We start from the raw sequence: 16,700 nt of genomic DNA on the forward strand, positions 1-16,700 counted from the left end.
TATCAGCCTTTCGATAGTATCATTGTGTTTGGCACCCGCGTTGTCACACCCGTTGGCAGGATGGTTCTGACATGCGCGCGCCATGCTTCAATCAGGAACCACGTCCGGCCTTCGGCCTCGTCAATCCAGGTCTCGAAATAGTTAGCCGTCTCAAAGTCCCGGTGCACGTCGCAAACATCGCGGGTGGAGCGCAAGAAAGAAGCGATTTGTCTGTTGTCGCTGGCGAGTTCGGTCAACATCTCGGCGGGCGTAAGGAAATCGGCATCGTTGTCGGCAAGCCTCTGCAGCCGTCCGATGTGACCAATGGAATGCAGCGAGGTGCCTCCGAGCTCGCGTATACGTTCCGCGATGATATCCGTGATCGAAAGTATTTGCTCGGCTTGCTCGTCAAGCATCGGCTGGAAGCCACCAAAACCCGGTGCGGCCATGTGCCAATGGAAACTCTTCGTCTTGAGATAAAGCGCAAATGTATCCGCAAGGAGGGTCGTCAGGGCCGCCGAAACCTCGGCGACGGCGTCGCCTGGAAAAAGCGACCTGACACGGTGACTTGTATAGATTGACAGGCTCATTCAACGATCCTTTCATGCTCCACGGAGTATCACGGCTGGTTGTTATATCGAGCCTATGCCATGCCTTCCCATGGAGACATTGGATACTCGTTTCGATTAAGTTATACTTGAGTATAGGAGGATCAGATATTTGCCGCCGGCTTGGGTGTTAGCGTGAGTGAGGCGAGCAGCAATACCGCGGCGGTTGCCGGAAACGGAAGAGATTATGCTACTTAAGATTGTGCCTTGCAGCCGATCTGTTTATAGCCAATCCAGTTGACTATTGGGGATAATTGCATGGCAAGATTTTTACCAATCGCTGCAGCAGTCATTGCTGTGGCGGTTTTCATGCTGGATACACTGACGACCTTTGACATTGCCATTGCGGTTCTCTACGTGGTCGTAGTGTTGCTTTCGCTCAATTTCGCCAACCAAATTGAGCTTGTAGCGATTGGTGCTGGCTGCATGGGACTGACGCTCCTCAGTTTTTTGCTGTCGCATGGAGTGGAACTGCCGGCTGACTCCATTGGACGCTGCTTCGTCAGCCTTGCTGCTATCGGAATAACAACTTTTCTTGCTTTCAGGGTAAAGGCGGCGATCGGCATTTTGGCCGATAGCGAGCAGCGTTACCGCTCCATTTTTCTGGCCACCGGTGTTGGAATCCTCCAGATGGACTTTACAGGTCTAAAAACTGCCATCGACAAATATAAGTCTGATGGTGTGCAAAGCATCGAGGGTATTGAAAGCCTCGATCCTGGGTTCGTCCGCAAAGCGCTAAAATTGATCAAGCTGACCAATGCCAACAATACCGCTCTGAACATGTTCAACGTCCCAAATATCGGCACGCTGGAAATGCTGCTGCCGGCACTCATTAGTGCGGAAATGGAAGGGAAAGTATGGAAGTTTCTTGCGTCAATCTGGGCTGGAAACCACAGCTATGAAGCCGAAACGACGATAAAAACTTCGGAGGGCCGCCAACTCATTTTTCTTTATAATGTTGCTGTACCGCTCGATCGCCCAGCTCTCGACATGGTCTTGATCAGCATATTGGATGTTACGGCAAGAAGAGAAGCAGAGAACGAACTTGATGCGGCGCGAAGTCAGTTGGCGCATGTCGCTCGCGTGGCAACTCTTGGAGAATTAACGGTATCGATCGCTCATGAACTGAATCAGCCTTTAGCCGCCGTGGTCACCAACGGAGGAGCCGGCTTGCGCTGGCTCAGAAGGGAAGTGCCCGATCTGAAAAAAGTTCAGTTTTCGATGGAGAGCATGGTCGCCGACGCTACCCGCGCCAGCGACGTCATCAAGCATTTGCGTGGGCTATCGGTGAAGTCGTCTCCGAACCCGGTGAACGTTAATCTGAATGAGGTCGCTGAGGAAACAGTCGCGCTGCTGCAACGCGAAATTGATGTCAATCAGGTGACTCTAAGATTTGATCTTGCAGACCAACTCCCGGAGATCAGTGGGGACAGGGTACAACTGCAGCAAGTCGTTCTGAATCTGCTTTTGAACGCCATTCAAGCGATGGCGCATGCCCCGGGCGGAAGGCGAGAGCTCCTGGTGAAGTCGTTGGCAGAGGAAAGCGCCATCGTGCTGAAAATCCATGACACGGGTCCTGGCATTCCTCCTGAAGTCCGCGATAAGCTGTTTGACCCGTTTTATACGACGAAGCCCGACGGAATGGGTATGGGCTTGTCGATATGTCGTTCAATTTTGACCGCGCACGGCGGGAGCATAAGTGCAACTTCCGAACTGGGGGCAGGCACTACGTTCGAATTCACAATTCCATTTATCAAGGAGGTCGGGTGATGGCCGAGTTCACAACGCCGATTGTCTTTGTGGTTGACGATGATGCACACTTGCGAGAAGCACTAGGCAATCTTTTCGAATCGGTCGGCATGCGTGTGGAGCTGTTCGGCTCCACTTCGGAACTCCTTGCCCGCCCTGCCAAGGTTACCGCTGAAAGTTGCCTTGTCCTCGATATTCGACTGCCGGGGGTCAGCGGCCTCGACTTCCAGAACCAGCTCGCGAACCTTGGCAACAATATCCCCATCATCTTCATGACGGGCCACGGTGATGTCCCTATGTCGGTGCGGGCGATGAAGGCAGGCGCCATCGACTTCCTCACCAAACCGTTCCGCGACCAGGACATGCTTGATGCGGTCTCAAATGCATTGGCCCTTGACCGAACCCGCCGGGCCAGCGATGGCGAACTGTCTGCGCTGATGACGCGGTACGAAAGCCTGACGACTCGAGAGCGCGAGGTAATCGCCCTGGTGACGAGCGGCCTGATGAACAAGCAAATTGCGGGGAAGCTCGGTGTGAGCGAGATAACTGTAAAAATTCATCGCGGCCATCTGATGGAAAAAATGGGTGTGCGAACCCTTGCCGAACTCGTCAAGGCCTACGAGGCGCTTCGGCCTGTCTTAAACAAGTAATGCCGGAACCTAAACCTCAGTATGATATCATCCAGTCTCTCGATGGTGCATGTAACTCACAGATAGTTACAGGTTTTTAGTACCGTTATAAAAGGTTGCTGGTGTTCCATTCGAAATCCATAGCCGTCGTCGAGGACGACGCGTCGCTGCGCGATGCCATGGACAATCTCATCAGCTCGCATGGGCTCAATGTTTATACTTTTGCTTCTGCCGAATCATTCCTTGCGCAGAGGAATCTTATCGAAATCGACTGCCTGATAACCGACGTGCAAATGGACGGAATGGGTGGGGTGGAATTGTTCCACATCCTGCGCAAAATTGGTGTCGCTATACCGGTTATTTTCATCACGGCTTTTGAGGATGAACGAATACACAAGCGGGTGATGGCGGCAGGCGCTAAGGGCTTTTTCAGCAAGCCTTTTGAAAGTCAGGCAATGATCGATTGTATCGAGCACGCTCTGGCTGTGTAATTCATACCAACCGAAGAAACCCTCGTGCCATGGCCACCACATAGGTGCCGTGACAACGTACGCACCGATACGTGTATCTGAATATCAAGCTCGAAATCGCCCCCGGACGTACCGGGAGCGATTTCGCACCTAACTGGTGCCATACCTCACTTAATTCAGGTGAAACATGGAATGCGTATCCATGCGGCTCCCGAAGAGGTAGGACGGGTTGGTGGTGCCCGCATTCGACTCGTCATCAAGTTCTACACGGTTGAAATTCTGACGAGCATTGCTAACGGATGTCCCCTCATGGGAGGCGCGCGATCCGCCGGAGTCGTGGGAGCCGTGTGAACCGCCCGAAGCGGCATAAGCGGTAGCGAACGGAGTGGAGATGAAGAGGGCAGCGATTGCAGTTCTAAAGATCAAAGAGCGCATTTTGGTGTCTCCAAAGGATTGAGGGCGAGTTGACGCCCTCCTTTTATTGGACCGTCCAGTTCCGTCGCGTCACGCTGGATATATAACTCCACCGCCGGCGGTTCCCGGTCCGCAAATCTATAATATAGAGTATGGAAAACAAGTCCAATTAACAAAAAATAATATTTACGTTACTTATTTTGCCACAATGCGTTCGAGTAGAACATATTTTGACAAACATAACTCATTAAAGCCATAAAAATATTCACAATAAGTTGATGTATTGCATGATAACATAAATTTATTACCAACTTTTGGAAATTTAAATCGTATGTATTGCATATTTAAACATAAGATTACTGCGATTGTACCGCAAGCAGACCGTCGACTCAACGACGGCCGGTGAGGAAAACATATTGTGCAGAGTAGGGTTCAACATGAACTGCTCCCTCAGTCCCGCAACGACCCGAATAAATGCCGCCGTGCGTATCCAGCCGTTGTACAGTGGTAACGTGCGCCAGAACGCCGTCACCACGCCGCTTCACGACCCGCAACACTAATAAAGGGATGTCATCCTTCGTCGCACCCGGCGCCTCGGCCACGACTTTGCCGATAACACTGCTTCCATCGGTAAACTCCCATGATGGACCGCTGAAATGCCGGCCAACGGTGACCCCATCTTGAATGAGCGTCGCAAGGGGCTCGCGAAATTGCCAGTGTGTTTTTCCTTCAAGATCTCCCTTGCACTCATACACCTGAACACCTTCGGCATGAACATTCGCAACAACCGTCAATCCATCCGTGTCAAAGCCTACCGGAACTTCAGCCGCATGAGCGGTGGGAGCGAAAAGCAAAACGGCAGCGGTCATGGCTACCAATGCTGTGCAAAAGCCAGATTTGAGGTGACGTCCGACTAAACCGTTTCTCTTGGGCTTCTGCATATTCTTCTCCGCGATTGTCATCGAGCGAGCCGGACTCCTGATCAAGCTGGTGCGACGGTTTCGGCGTTGACGCGGACTTTACTACCTTCCACCAGTTGCACTGGCGGGTTACGAACGACCTTGTCACCTTGCTTGAGGCCGTCCTTAACTTCGATGGTCGTTCCCAGATCTCTCGCCACAGATATTTTTCTTATGTGAACAATGCCATTCTCAACGACGGCCACCTGCAATCCGTTTGCGTTGAAGATGAGGGCGTCAGCGGGCACAGACAGGCTTGGCGTCTTGCGCGGAATTTGAAGCTGGACGGTGCAGTAGATTCCTGGCGTGAGGAGACCATCAGGATTGGGCACGTCGATTTCAGTCAGCAAAGTGCGGGTCCCAGGCTGCAATGAATCGGCTATTCGCGTTACCGTCCCGGAAAAAATACGGCCCGGAATCTCGGGAACCTCGATATTGGCTTTGTCACCGGGGCTAACCCCGAATGCTTCGTCCTGTGGCACGAAGACTTGCGTACGGATCACGTCTCCCTGCATGATGGAGAACATGAAAGTGCCGCTGGTCGTGTCGGCCTGCACAAGGCTACCCTTGTCAATGTTACGCTGGGTAATGATGCCATCAAAGGGCGCGACGACCTGCTGATAGAGTTGTTGCTGGCTCAGCACCTCTAGTTGATCTTGCTGAGCCTTCACATTTGCCTGCGCGACGCCCACCGTCGCCTGTTGCGCCTTTAGGGTCTGCACATCAATGGTACCCTGCTGCTGCGTAATCCAGCCTTTGGAGACCAGCGGTTTGTCGCGATCCCATGTGACCTGTGCGAGGTCAGAATTAGCCTGCGCCTGCTTCAAAGCCGCCTGAAGTTGCCCCAACGTGGCTTGGGCTTCCAGGATTTGGTCATCGAGTTCCGGCACGGCGATCTTGGCGAGCAATTGGCCTTTCTTTACATGATCTCCGATATCAACTTCACGTTGTTCGATATAGCCGCTGGCTCGTGCAAAGATTTCGACGTCGTCGAAGGCTGCGGTGGTCGCCGGGAGACTAACGTTTACGGTGTCGGTACTCGGCTTTATCTCGGCGACGTGCACAGATGGCACGAAATCGCGGAGCTGAACGGCAGTGGCCATAACCGCCTCCGCCCGCGAATGATATCCCCACGCACCGAAACAAAGCAGCGCGACAAGCACGAGCAGCGTGCCAAGCCCAACAAGCCAGCCTCCCCAACTGCGCGACACTTGCGGTTGTGGATTATAGATCTGGTCGATGCGCCGATCCGACGGTTCTAAGGGTTTCATGCTAGTTCCTCGTTGAATACGCCGTGGGCCGCCTTGCCGTCCTGCCCCCTGCGAAGCATCGCAAACAGGTAGGGCACGAAAAGGAGCGTCGTGGGAGTTGCAAACAGGAGACCTCCGATGACAGCGCGCGCCAGCGCGGCATTCTGCTCCTCGCCGGGGCCACCTATGGCCATCGGGATCATGCCAACAATCATCGCTGCTGCAGTCATTAGCACAGGCCTGATGCGCGTATGACCGGCGTCGATCGCCGCCTGGAACGCCGGCTTGCCCGTTAATTGCTGCTCTCTGGCGAAGGTTACGAGCAAAATGGAGTTGGCCGAGGCAACACCGACGGCCATGATCGCCCCCATAAGGGATGGCACATTAAGGGTTGTTCCCGTGACAAAGAGCATGACCAGGATGCCGCACAGGGTTGCAGGCAACGCCAGGATGACGACGAACGGATCACCGAAATTCTGGTAGTTCACGACCATCAACATATAAACGAACACCGCCGCGAACAGGAGACCGATGCCAAGATCCCAGAAAGCGTCGTTCATGCTCTGGATCTGGCCAGCGACCTGAATGGAGTTGCCGGGAGAAAGCTGCTTTTGCATATCCGTCACTATCGCGTTGATCTGGTTGGAAACGCTCCCGAGATCGCGGCCCTGAACGCTTGCGAAGACTTCATAAAGAGGCTGGATGTTCGCCTGGTTACTGTTGGTTGCGATGCCGCTCCGCTTGAATGTTGCGACATTGCTGAGCAGTCCTGGTATCTGAGCGCCGGCTGTGGATATGGTTGAGGACACAGGAGTATTGCCGAGGTCGTTCAGTGAACTGATTTTTGATTCAGGTGTCTGAACAGCCAGATAGTACGGAATACCGGTCGTTGGATCAGTCCAGAAATTGGGCGAGACCTGTTCGGAAGAACTCAGGCTAACATTGATGTTCGTGGCGATGGTGTCTGCATTGAGGCCGAGTTGCGCTGCGCGCGTGCGATCGATGGTAGTGTCGAACGCCGGCGCGTTAACTTCCTGTTGGAGGTGGGCATCCACGATGCCCGGAATGGCAGCGATGCGTCGCTGGAGCTCCGTTGCCACCCGCAGGTTTGTGGCCCGGTCGTATCCGACAGTGCGGACGTCGATTTGTGCGGGGAGACCAAAATTGAGAATCTGTGTGACGATGTCGGCCGACTGGAAGTAGAACAGGACGTTTGGAAAGGCTTCCGGTAGCGCTGAACGCAACTTGCGCACATAGTCGGCCGTAGGCGCGTGGCCGGGTTTCAGGGCGACGAGGATCACGCCGTCATTTACCCCGATGGTCGACCCATCGGTGAACGCCAGGTTATACGCACGGGCGGGCAGCCCGATATTGTCGATGACGAGCTGTCGATCGCTGTCGGGAACGATCTCGCGGATTTTGTCTTCAACTTGCTGGAAAATCCGCTCCGTCGCCTCTATCCGCGTACCAGCGGGTGCGCGGATATGAAGTTGAATCTGGCCTCCATCGATCGCAGGATAAAAGTCACGACCGACGAAAATCAGTAAGGTCGTTCCAAGCGCAAGAACCAGCATTGCGACGACGGGCATGATCAACCGTCGTGTAAGCAGCAACGTCAGCAGTCCGACATAGCGGACGCGCATCGCCTCGAAACCATGCTCGAACCGGGCATGGAACCGGGAGAACCAACCTTTCGACGTACCGTGCCTTTCGTTCTTGAGCAACAAACCGATGGAAATCGGAGTGAGCGTCCTGGAAAGCCCATAGGACGCGAGCATGGCGAACACGACGGCGAGCCCGAGCGGTGTGAAAAGATATTTGGCCGGTCCCTCGAGAAAGACGACTGACGTGAAGACGCAACTGATCGCGAGCGTAGACACCAATGTCGGCACAGCGATACCTGCCGCTCCGTGCAGTGTCGCCTGCGGCAGCGATTGTCCTTCTTCCGTGAGCAATCGATGGGTGTTCTCGATCGTTACCGTAGAATCGTCGACGAGAATGCCGACTGCGAGCGCAAGGCCGCCGAGCGTCATCGTGTTCAGCGTTTCGCCGAGGAAATACAGCGCTACGACCGACGAAAGGATCGCAAGCGGTATCGTTATCATGACGACCAATGTCGATCGCCACGATCCTAGAAACAGCAGGATCATCAGGGCGGTAAGAGCGGCCGCGATGGCGCCTTCGCGAAGCACACCCGCAATGGATTGCTTGACGAATACCGACTGATCAAAAATCTCCTTGATCTCCATACCGGGAGGCGCCGACGCGCGAGCAGTAACCAGGGCACGCCGGACCGCATTAACCACTTCCAGCGTCGAAGCATTGCCATTCTTGATGACACTCAGAAGCACTGAGCGGCGGCCGTCTTGACGAACCACGTTTTGTTGAACAAGCCAGCCATCATGAACCTGACCGACGTCTTTCACGAAAACCGTAGCTCCGTTGACCACTTTGACGGGAATGTCGTTGAGCTCATCGATGGTCGCCGGCGTCGCGTTCGTGCGCACAACGTATTGGGTATTGCCGATTTTGGCCGTGCCTGACGGTAGGGTCAGATTTTGTGTGTTGACTGCATTGACGACGTCGAGTGGGGTGAGACCTTTGGCAAGCAGCTTCGACGGGTCGAGGTCGACCATGATTTGCCGATATTTCCCCCCAACGGGGGTGGGTAGCGTAACACCGGGAATCGGCGCCAGTTGTTGGCGAATCCGATAGATGCCATAGTCGTAGAGCTGTTGCTCGTTAAGGGTATCGGAACTCAGGCTGATCTGCAGGACTGGCACACTCGAGGCGTTGAATTGCACCACAAGCGGTGCCTGAATTCCTGCTGGCAAAAGTGCACGGATGGCGTTCGTTGCCGACACAATCTGCGCAATTGCGAGGTCAAGATTCACGTCCTGCTGAAAATAGATTTTCTGAATCGACAGTCCGCCTAACGTCTGCGCTTCGATATCCTTGATGCCATTAACGTTGGAGCTGATTGCATACTGGCTATAGGTGGTGACCCGCTGCTCCATCTCGGGCGTGCTAAGACCGCCATAGCTCCAGATCACTGTTACGACCGGAATATTGATTTCCGGAAAGACGTCCGTTCGCATCTCATAACTTGCGACTCCGCCCAGAAAAAGTATTAAGGCGGCTAATACATAGAACGTATGCGGAAACCGCAGTGCGAACCGAACTATACCCATATCTATTCCGAAACCCCTGTTGTGCAGGAAGAGTGAGGGCGGAAGAGTTCCACCCATCATTTGTTCGGCCTGAGCGGTTCTGTCCGCAAGAGGCGTAATCAAGACGGCAACTGGCAAATGCAAGAAGAATGAGGAGTCTGTCGGCGAATAAGGCTCTGGTCGACATCGTTAAGATTCTTCGGCGCATTAGCAGTCAGCTGTAGGTTAACGAGGCAGGGAAGAATGCTCCATCATACAGATGTGGACGGGAATAATGCGCTCGTCTGATAGACTCATACTTTGGTTTGGGTGTTCGCAATCCAGATTGACTGTTAGTATCGCCAGAACGGAGAGGCGTAAGCTTTGAATGTGCCGGCCTGAACTGGTTTTCTGCAAAATTGCCACCGGCAACCAGCTCTGAGCGTAGCAATACTTGTCACAGATCGATCACAACAAACTGATGCAGAGCCTTGCAACGAACCCATCTAACCGAAAGGCGCAGGATAATGACGACGGCGTTGGGCCATCAAGAAGGACGCGGCGGGCATGCGGGAGGCCTGGGTAAGGGGTCTCCGGACATGGACGAGGCTAGCGTTGGGGGCTCGGCCCTCATCCTTTCACGGGAACAAGCACGTCGATTTGACGCCGGCAAATGATTCTGAACGCCCGCCTGCTTCGCCCGTTAACCTTGCAAGCAAAACAACGCCGTTAAAGGAATTTGATCATGGCAATTCAACTACCTGACAAATTAAATATTATTAAATACCAATCCGCATGTTCGAAACTAGCATGTCTGCGCAAGCCGGGAACTGCCGGCGATGGAACCATCGCGACTCGACTGAACCCGACGGCTTGGCAAATGGAGGTCGGCAAACACCGCCGCACCTCACATTCCGGGAGAGCAAAAATGCGCTCTTTGATTGTTAAGACCGCGCTCGCCGTCTTATGTGTATCCGCTCAACTTCCCGCTGCTTCTGCCGGTCCGCAATATCCTCAAGGCAAATTCGAGGATGCGCGCCCCTCTGTAGAACGGCCAGCTCATGTGCACGATCGCATGACCGGTCAGACCAAACCTGGTTCGGCTTCCACCGAAGCGAACTCGCTTCCCGCATATTTGGCGACGCTTCGCAAGCTTCACGACACTGACGGGCATATCGAACCTCAGAATTGAGCTTAAATCCCACTGCAGCAGGCGTGAAGAGCATCGCTGGATTCCTCAAGAATTGGCGCGCCAATACCATGCAAATCGACTTGGAGCATACGATGCATCGTTCAATTCGAAATACAGTCAGCATCGTCCTGGGCATAGCTGTGCTCGGCGCTGCTGGAGCCTTTTGGCTTGCAAGCGATGGCAAAACTGTCGCCAAAGGTCAGCCCGCTTCACCACTCATACCGGTCGAGGCAGCATCAGCCGTCAAGAGTGATGTGCCCGTCTATCTGAATGGTCTCGGCACAGTTCAGGCCTTCAATACCGTCACCGTGAAAGCCAAGGTCGATGGCGAACTTCAGCAAGTGCTCTTCACCGAGGGGCAGAGCGTCAAGAAAGGCGATCTTCTGGCCGTCATCGACCCTCGTCCCTTCCAAGCCGCGTTCGATCAAGCATCAGCCAAAATGGTCCAGGATCAAGCGAATCTGGACAACGACAAGGTAATTCTGCAGAGAGACAAAAAGCTTACGGCGCAACAGTTCACGACTGTAGAGACCACGCAGACACAACAAAGCACCGTCGCACAACTGCAAGCGCAAATTTCACAAGACGCAGCCGCCAAAGATTCCGCTGCCGTATCGCTTTCCTACACGCAGATGATTGCGCCCGTCGATGGACGCACAGGCATCAGACTGGTCGATCAGGGCAATTATGTCCATGCGGCTGACACAACCGGGATTGTCGTCATCACGCAAACGCAACCGATCTCCGTCGTGTCGACACTGCCGGAAGATGATCTGGCGGCAGTGCGTGCTGCGCAGGAAGCTGGTCCCGTTACCGTAACTGCCTTTACACGCGACGGGAGTATGAACCTCGGTGAAGGAACGCTCTCGGTCATTGATAATGAAATAGACCAGACCAGTGGCACGATGCGTTTGAAATCGACGTTTCCCAATATCGACGAGAAGCTTTGGCCCGGGCAATTCGTCGATATCCGCCTCCAGCAAAAGGTTGTTCATCAAGCCGTTACAGTGCCTTCTGCGGCGCTTGAGAGAGGTCAGGATGGTTTCTTCGTCTATGTGATCAAGCCGGACAACACTGTGGAAGTTCGCTCGATCCAACCTGGCCAGATTGCCGATGGTCGCGCAGTGATCGAGAGCGGACTGGCATCCGGCGAACGCGTTGTCACTTCGGGGCAATATCGCCTGGAGGCAGGCGCCAGAATTTCAGTGCAGAATACGGCAAACCAGACCGCTGGTTCGGGTCAAAGTTAAATGGAGCAGCGTTGATGTCAATCTCGTACTGGTTTATCCAGCGCCCGATCGCAACCTCACTACTTATGGCGGGCATACTCGCAATCGGCGTAGCGACTTATCCTTTGCTACCCGTAGCTCCGCTGCCCCAGGTCGATTTTCCAACCATTCAGGTTTCCACGCAGCTCCCGGGAGCAAGCCCGCAAACGATGGCATCTTCGGTTACGCAACCATTGGAGCGGCAGTTTGGTGAAATTTCTGGCGTTACGCAGATGACGTCCGTGAGCACACTCGGCAGCAGCTCGATCACCCTGCAGTTCCAACTGGATCGCAATATTGATGGCGCGGCGCAGGATGTACAAACCGCGATCAACGCCGCCGGTGGCCAGTTGCCAAGCAATCTTCCATCTCCGCCGACCTACCGCAAGGTGAACCCTGCAGATCCACCCATACTGGTGCTTGCACTTACGTCCGATACACTGCCATTGACGCAGATCGATGATTTTGCCGAGAATGTCCTTGTCCAGCATATCAGCCAGGTCTCGGGCGTCGCGCAGGTTTCGGTCTTTGGCCAACAAAAGCCAGCAGTCCGCGTGCAGGTCGATCCGCGCAAGATAGCTGACCTCGGGCTGTCCTTGGAGGATATCCGCGCCGCAATCATCGCCACCACGACGGATGCACCAAAAGGTAGCATCCAGGGAGCTTTGCGAACCTTTACGCTCTACGATAATGACCAGCTCCTGGCGGCAGGTCCCTGGAACAACGCGATCATTGCCTACCGGAATGGTGCTCCGATAAGGATAAGCGACATCGGCCAGGCAATCGATGCGCCGGAAAACACGCAAATAGCGGCATGGGCCGATGGCAAACCGGCTATCTTGCTGCCAATCTCCAAACTCCCCGGTGCGAATGTTATTGAGACGGTAGATCAGATAAAAGCATTGCTGCCGCAGTTGCAGGCAATAGCGCCGCATGCGCTGCACATATCTAGCTTGAGTGATCGCACCACGACCATCCGGGCTTCGATCCTGGATGTAAAATTCACGCTGCTTCTCACCATCGCACTGGTTATCATGGTGATATTCATTTTTCTGCGCAACGTCTGGGCGACATCAATTCCCGCTGTCACCGTCCCGCTCGCGCTCGTGGGTACTTTCGCGCTGATGTACGTGCTGGGTTTCAGTCTGGACAACCTTTCACTGATGGGATTGAGCATTGCGGTTGGCTTCGTCGTCGACGATGCTATCGTCATGTTGGAGAACATCCAGCGCCATATGGAAGAGGGCAAATCGGCGTTGGAGGCTGCTATCGATGGCTCAAGAGAGATCGGCTTTACAATTATCTCCATCAGCCTCTCGCTTGTTGCCGTCTTCATCCCCATCCTGTTTTTGGGCGGAATCGTTGGCCGGCTTTTTCACGAATTCGCAATAACCGTAACAGTGACCATTGCGGTATCGGCACTTGTGTCGCTAACTCTGACGCCAGTGATGTGTGCTCGTTTTCTGAGAAATGAAGGCAGCATAAAACACGGCAAGCTCTATCTGCTTTCCGAACGCGCGTTCGACGGCCTCCTGAGCGGTTATCGCACTACGCTCGATATTGCCTTGCACCATCATCGCGTCACGTTCGGCATTTTCCTGTTGACGCTCGTTGCTACCGGCTACCTATTTGTCAGTATTCCAAAGGGCTTTTTCCCGATTCAGGATACTGGCTTGATCACAGGCCTTCTGCAGGGTGCACAGGATACCTCTTTCGCCGATATGGCGCGCCATCAGGTAGAGATAGGCAAGGTGGTCGCCAGCGATCCAGGGGTCGCTTCGGTGGGGATGGCGGTCGGCGGCGGCTCCGGCAACACGCTCAATACGGGGCGTATGTTCATCACGCTCAAGCCCCAGGATCAGCGAGACGCTACGGCAAGCCAGATCATTGACCGCCTGCGCCCCAAGCTTGCAAAGGTCGAAGGCGTAAAGCTGTTTCTCCAACCGGCTCAGGATATCAATGTCGGCGGCCGCAGCACTGCAACTCAGTTTCAATACACGCTCCAGGATGGCGATGTGGACGAACTCAGTAGCTGGGCACCGAAGCTCTTGGCAAAGTTAAGCACTCTGCCTGAGCTCACGGATGTTGCCACGGATCAGCAGTCCAACGGAACAACCGTCACACTCGATATTGACCGGGATCAGGCGGCGCGCTTTGGCATTTCGCCTCAAACAATCGATGACACGCTTGACGATGCCTTTGGCCAGCGCCAAGTCACCCAATATTTTACCGACCTCAACAGTTATCACGTCATTCTGGAGCTGCCACCGGAGGCTCAAAGCTCACCACAGGCAATCAATGAGCTCTACATCAAATCACCGCTAACGGGAGCGCAGGTTCCACTCAATGTGCTTGTCAAACAGACTACGCGGCCGGTAACTGTTCTGGCGATCAACCACCAAAGCCAGTTTCCTTCGGTGACATTGTCCTTCAACCTCGCGCCGGGCATTGCGCTAAGTCAGGCTGTCTCGGCTATCCACCAGAGTGAGGCCGCCTTAGGAATGCCCCCAACACTCATTGCTACGTTCCAAGGCAATGCGCAGGCGTACCAGACGTCCTTAGCCAGCGAACCCTTGCTTGTTTTAGCTGCGCTGGCGGTGATTTATATCATTTTAGGCGTGCTCTATGAGAGCTATGTCCACCCGTTGACTATCCTGTCAACTCTACCATCTGCAGGTCTCGGAGCCCTCATAATGCTGTGGAGCTTCGGCTTCGACTTCACTGTAATTGCCCTCATTGGCGTCATTCTTCTCATCGGTATCGTCAAGAAAAACGGCATCATGATCGTTGACTTCGCTATTGCTGCGGAGCGGGAACAGGGCTTGCGACCAGAGGAAGCAATCCGGCAGGCGTGCCTGCTGCGCTTCAGGCCGATCATGATGACGACCATGGCTGCAATCCTCAGCGGCGTTCCCCTGATGTTGGGGCATGGTACGGGCTCCGAACTGCGGCAGCCGCTGGGATATGCAATGGTTGGAGGACTCATATTGAGCCAGGCAATGACACTCTATACGACGCCGGTTGTCTACCTCTACCTCGACAGATTGAGCCTCTGGATGTCGGGGCGGAACAGGACATCCCTCCGCCCAATTGTTCCGGCGAGTAAAGCGGCCGAATAACAAACGGTTCTGAGTGAGGACGGGTCTCCCTCATGGGTAACGGCTGACAGTCACATTACGGCGCCGCTCGGTTGCATTCTCAACGGCACCACTGCTCGATCGCGAGTGCAATTGCCTTCGTGCAATCAATGAGATCGCGCACAGATACACGCTCGTTCGGCTGATGCGCCTGGGCAGGATCTCCAGGTCCAAAGTTGACAGTAGGAGTTTTGCCAAGGCCCGTCGGCAAACCGATAATGTTCCAATTACACGAGTGTATATGATTTATGTTGTAAAAATATGCAGAAGAAGAGAATTGGATTCTCGTTTGCAGCTGTTTTTGAAATATTTTCAAAAGCGGGGATTGAGTGGCGATTTTGGAGCCCGAAGAGGAAGGAAGCGTGCCTTCGATATATCGCTCACAAGCACGATCGTCGATCGCGATTAAAGTGCCTGCTAAGGTACCGCGGGGAAATAAATTCCTTCCTGTAGTGAATGACTAATGCCCAATTTCTAAGCACAGCGGCGAACATTTTAAGCGCACGATAAAACCAGCGAAGAGAAAAACTAAACAATTTCAGAGTGTTCCTGTTTGGCACGCTCCTTGCTTTACTCATAGTAGAGTTGGTGGCTAGGGTTCCGGCGCTTCAGACAGCGTGCTGGTCCGAGAGCTACCACCGGTCGGGGAGATATCCCGCCGGGTGCACGGCGGGACAAAAGCCCGGGAGACCTCGTTAGCCAAGGGATTGGCGGCGCGATGGTCTATGCCGATCCCTTTTTGAAAAAAGAAGCAAAAAGGGGAATTTCTATGCAGACTTTTTCGAGAATACTCTCGATTACCGCACTTGCCGCCTCGCTGGCGTTTGGTGTGACCTCCATTGCCAAAGCGGCGCCAAAGACCGATTTCAAAGTTGCGTGGTCGATTTACGTCGGCTGGATGCCATGGGGTTATGCGGCTGACCATGGGATCGTAAAAAAATGGGCGGATAAATACGGCATCAAGATCGATGTCACCCAATTCAATGATTACGTCGAGTCGATGAATCAGTACACGGCCGGCGCCTTCGACGCGGTAACGCTCACGAATATGGACGGTCTCTCGATTCCCGCAGCTGGCGGCGTCGATACGACAGCGGTCATTGTCGGCGATTTCTCAAACGGCAACGACGCAGTGATCCTGAAGGACAAGAGCACGCTTGCGGACGTGAAAAGTCAAAACGTCAACCTCGTCGAATATTCCGTTTCGCACTATCTGCTCGCCCGTGCGCTGGAAAGCATCAAGCTGGCCGAGCGCGACGTGAAAGTCGTTAACACGTCTGACGCCGATATGGTCGCCGCCTACAAGACTGCCGATGTGACCGCTGTCGTCACCTGGAACCCTCTGGTTTCGACTATCCTCGAAGATCCGACCGCCAAGAAGGTATTCGACAGTTCAGAGATTCCCGGCGAAATCATCGATCTGATGGTCGCGAATTCCGGCGTCCTCAAGGACAATCCGAACTTCGGCAAGGCACTCGCCGGTATCTGGTATGAAACCGCGGCCCTGTTGACGGCAAACAGCGATGAGGGGAAGGCGGCACGCGAGGCGATGGGGTCCGCATCCGGCACTGATCTGAAGGGCTTCGAATCCCAGCTTGCGGCCACAAAGCTCTTCGACAAGCCGGGCGATGCGGTCGAATTTACCGCTTCGCCAAGCCTGCCGAAGACGATGGACCTCGTACGCAACTTCCTGTTCGAGAAAGGCCTGCTTGGCAATGGTGCTGCGTCTGCGGATGTCATCGGCATCGAGATGCCGGACGGCAAGGTTCTCGGCGACAGTGGCAACGTCAAGCTGCGTTTCACCGAGACCTACATGAAGGCCGCAGCCGACGGCGCGCTCTGAGCGATAACCAAGCGGCGTGGTTTCGCCCGCGCCGTTTCCGTTCCCTCCTCAGA

The 16,700-nt window shown here is 54.3% G+C and carries 12 protein-coding genes and 1 riboswitch; of the genes, 7 read left to right on the forward strand and 5 right to left on the reverse strand.

Going from position 1 to position 16,700, the window contains the following annotated elements; all coding sequences use genetic code 11:
• Positions 1–2: 2 nt before the first annotated feature.
• Positions 3–569 (reverse strand): Dps family protein, encoded by a 567-nt coding sequence (locus tag ACSQ3H_RS25705; protein WP_436119940.1) that lies wholly within the window; start codon positions 567–569, stop codon positions 3–5.
• A gap of 276 nt (positions 570–845) precedes the next feature.
• Between ACSQ3H_RS25705 and ACSQ3H_RS25710 the strand changes: the two genes are divergently transcribed.
• From ACSQ3H_RS25710 to ACSQ3H_RS25720, 3 genes are all read left to right on the forward strand, one after another.
• Positions 846–2,357, forward strand: a complete 1,512-nt coding sequence (locus tag ACSQ3H_RS25710) for a sensor histidine kinase (RefSeq protein WP_436119941.1) — start codon at positions 846–848, stop codon at positions 2,355–2,357.
• Positions 2,357–2,986, forward strand: coding sequence for a response regulator transcription factor (locus ACSQ3H_RS25715; protein WP_436119942.1), 630 nt, complete (start codon positions 2,357–2,359; stop codon positions 2,984–2,986). Before ACSQ3H_RS25710 ends, ACSQ3H_RS25715 begins: the two co-directional genes overlap by 1 nt.
• Before the next feature lie 101 nt (positions 2,987–3,087).
• Positions 3,088–3,456: a response regulator transcription factor gene (locus tag ACSQ3H_RS25720; RefSeq protein WP_436119943.1), complete on the forward strand. Its 369-nt coding sequence runs from the start codon at positions 3,088–3,090 to the stop codon at positions 3,454–3,456.
• Positions 3,457–3,606: 150 nt separating this feature from the next.
• Here ACSQ3H_RS25720 and ACSQ3H_RS25725 read toward each other — a convergent pair whose 3' ends face one another.
• The 4 genes from ACSQ3H_RS25725 to ACSQ3H_RS25740 all read right to left on the reverse strand — a co-directional run bounded on the left by ACSQ3H_RS25725 (position 3,607) and on the right by ACSQ3H_RS25740 (position 9,249).
• The gene (locus ACSQ3H_RS25725; protein ID WP_436119944.1) at positions 3,607–3,870 is read right to left on the reverse strand and encodes a hypothetical protein; all 264 of its coding nucleotides are present in this window, start codon (positions 3,868–3,870) and stop codon (positions 3,607–3,609) included.
• A gap of 368 nt (positions 3,871–4,238) precedes the next feature.
• Positions 4,239–4,790, reverse strand: coding sequence for a DUF3455 domain-containing protein (locus ACSQ3H_RS25730; RefSeq protein ID WP_436119945.1), 552 nt, complete (start codon positions 4,788–4,790; stop codon positions 4,239–4,241).
• A 41-nt stretch (positions 4,791–4,831) separates the two neighbouring features.
• Positions 4,832–5,911 (reverse strand): efflux RND transporter periplasmic adaptor subunit, encoded by a 1,080-nt coding sequence (locus ACSQ3H_RS25735; protein WP_436119946.1) that lies wholly within the window; start codon positions 5,909–5,911, stop codon positions 4,832–4,834.
• A 164-nt stretch (positions 5,912–6,075) separates the two neighbouring features.
• On the reverse strand, positions 6,076–9,249 hold the full coding sequence (locus tag ACSQ3H_RS25740; protein ID WP_436119947.1) for an efflux RND transporter permease subunit: 3,174 nt from the start codon (positions 9,247–9,249) through the stop codon (positions 6,076–6,078).
• Positions 9,250–9,952: 703 nt separating this feature from the next.
• On the opposite strand from ACSQ3H_RS25740, the gene ACSQ3H_RS25745 reads away from it, so the two are divergent.
• The 4 genes from ACSQ3H_RS25745 to ACSQ3H_RS25760 all read left to right on the forward strand — a co-directional run bounded on the left by ACSQ3H_RS25745 (position 9,953) and on the right by ACSQ3H_RS25760 (position 16,647).
• Complete coding sequence (locus ACSQ3H_RS25745) at positions 9,953–10,399, forward strand: hypothetical protein (RefSeq protein WP_436119948.1); 447 nt, start codon at positions 9,953–9,955, stop codon at positions 10,397–10,399.
• 92 nt (positions 10,400–10,491) lie between these two features.
• Complete coding sequence (locus tag ACSQ3H_RS25750; protein ID WP_436119949.1) at positions 10,492–11,649, forward strand: efflux RND transporter periplasmic adaptor subunit; 1,158 nt, start codon at positions 10,492–10,494, stop codon at positions 11,647–11,649.
• A gap of 14 nt (positions 11,650–11,663) precedes the next feature.
• On the forward strand, positions 11,664–14,786 hold the full coding sequence (locus ACSQ3H_RS25755; RefSeq protein ID WP_436119950.1) for an efflux RND transporter permease subunit: 3,123 nt from the start codon (positions 11,664–11,666) through the stop codon (positions 14,784–14,786).
• 599 nt (positions 14,787–15,385) lie between these two features.
• A riboswitch (guanidine-I (ykkC/yxkD leader) is annotated at positions 15,386–15,495 on the forward strand.
• 78 nt (positions 15,496–15,573) lie between these two features.
• The gene (locus tag ACSQ3H_RS25760) at positions 15,574–16,647 is read left to right on the forward strand and encodes a putative urea ABC transporter substrate-binding protein (RefSeq protein WP_436119951.1); all 1,074 of its coding nucleotides are present in this window, start codon (positions 15,574–15,576) and stop codon (positions 16,645–16,647) included.
• Positions 16,648–16,700 lie beyond the last annotated feature (53 nt).

This window comes from Phyllobacterium sp. LjRoot231 (assembly GCF_964253365.1).
GTDB lineage: Bacteria > Pseudomonadota > Alphaproteobacteria > Rhizobiales > Rhizobiaceae > Phyllobacterium.

Excerpts from the sequence above, each read along its gene's own strand:
- ACSQ3H_RS25705 (WP_436119940.1), bottom strand. The coding sequence starts at position 569 with ATGAGCCTGTCAATCTATACAAGTCACCGTGTCAGGTCGCTTTTTCCA.
- ACSQ3H_RS25735 (WP_436119946.1), bottom strand. The coding sequence starts at position 5,911 with ATGGCCACTGCCGTTCAGCTCCGCGATTTCGTGCCATCTGTGCACGTC.
- ACSQ3H_RS25745 (WP_436119948.1), top strand. The coding sequence starts at position 9,953 with ATGGCAATTCAACTACCTGACAAATTAAATATTATTAAATACCAATCC.
- ACSQ3H_RS25710 (WP_436119941.1), top strand. The coding sequence starts at position 846 with ATGGCAAGATTTTTACCAATCGCTGCAGCAGTCATTGCTGTGGCGGTT.
- ACSQ3H_RS25725 (WP_436119944.1), bottom strand. The coding sequence starts at position 3,870 with ATGCGCTCTTTGATCTTTAGAACTGCAATCGCTGCCCTCTTCATCTCC.
- ACSQ3H_RS25750 (WP_436119949.1), top strand. The coding sequence starts at position 10,492 with ATGCATCGTTCAATTCGAAATACAGTCAGCATCGTCCTGGGCATAGCT.
- ACSQ3H_RS25730 (WP_436119945.1), bottom strand. The coding sequence starts at position 4,790 with ATGCAGAAGCCCAAGAGAAACGGTTTAGTCGGACGTCACCTCAAATCT.
- ACSQ3H_RS25715 (WP_436119942.1), top strand. The coding sequence starts at position 2,357 with ATGGCCGAGTTCACAACGCCGATTGTCTTTGTGGTTGACGATGATGCA.
- ACSQ3H_RS25740 (WP_436119947.1), bottom strand. The coding sequence starts at position 9,249 with ATGGGTATAGTTCGGTTCGCACTGCGGTTTCCGCATACGTTCTATGTA.
- ACSQ3H_RS25760 (WP_436119951.1), top strand. The coding sequence starts at position 15,574 with ATGCAGACTTTTTCGAGAATACTCTCGATTACCGCACTTGCCGCCTCG.
- ACSQ3H_RS25755 (WP_436119950.1), top strand. The coding sequence starts at position 11,664 with ATGTCAATCTCGTACTGGTTTATCCAGCGCCCGATCGCAACCTCACTA.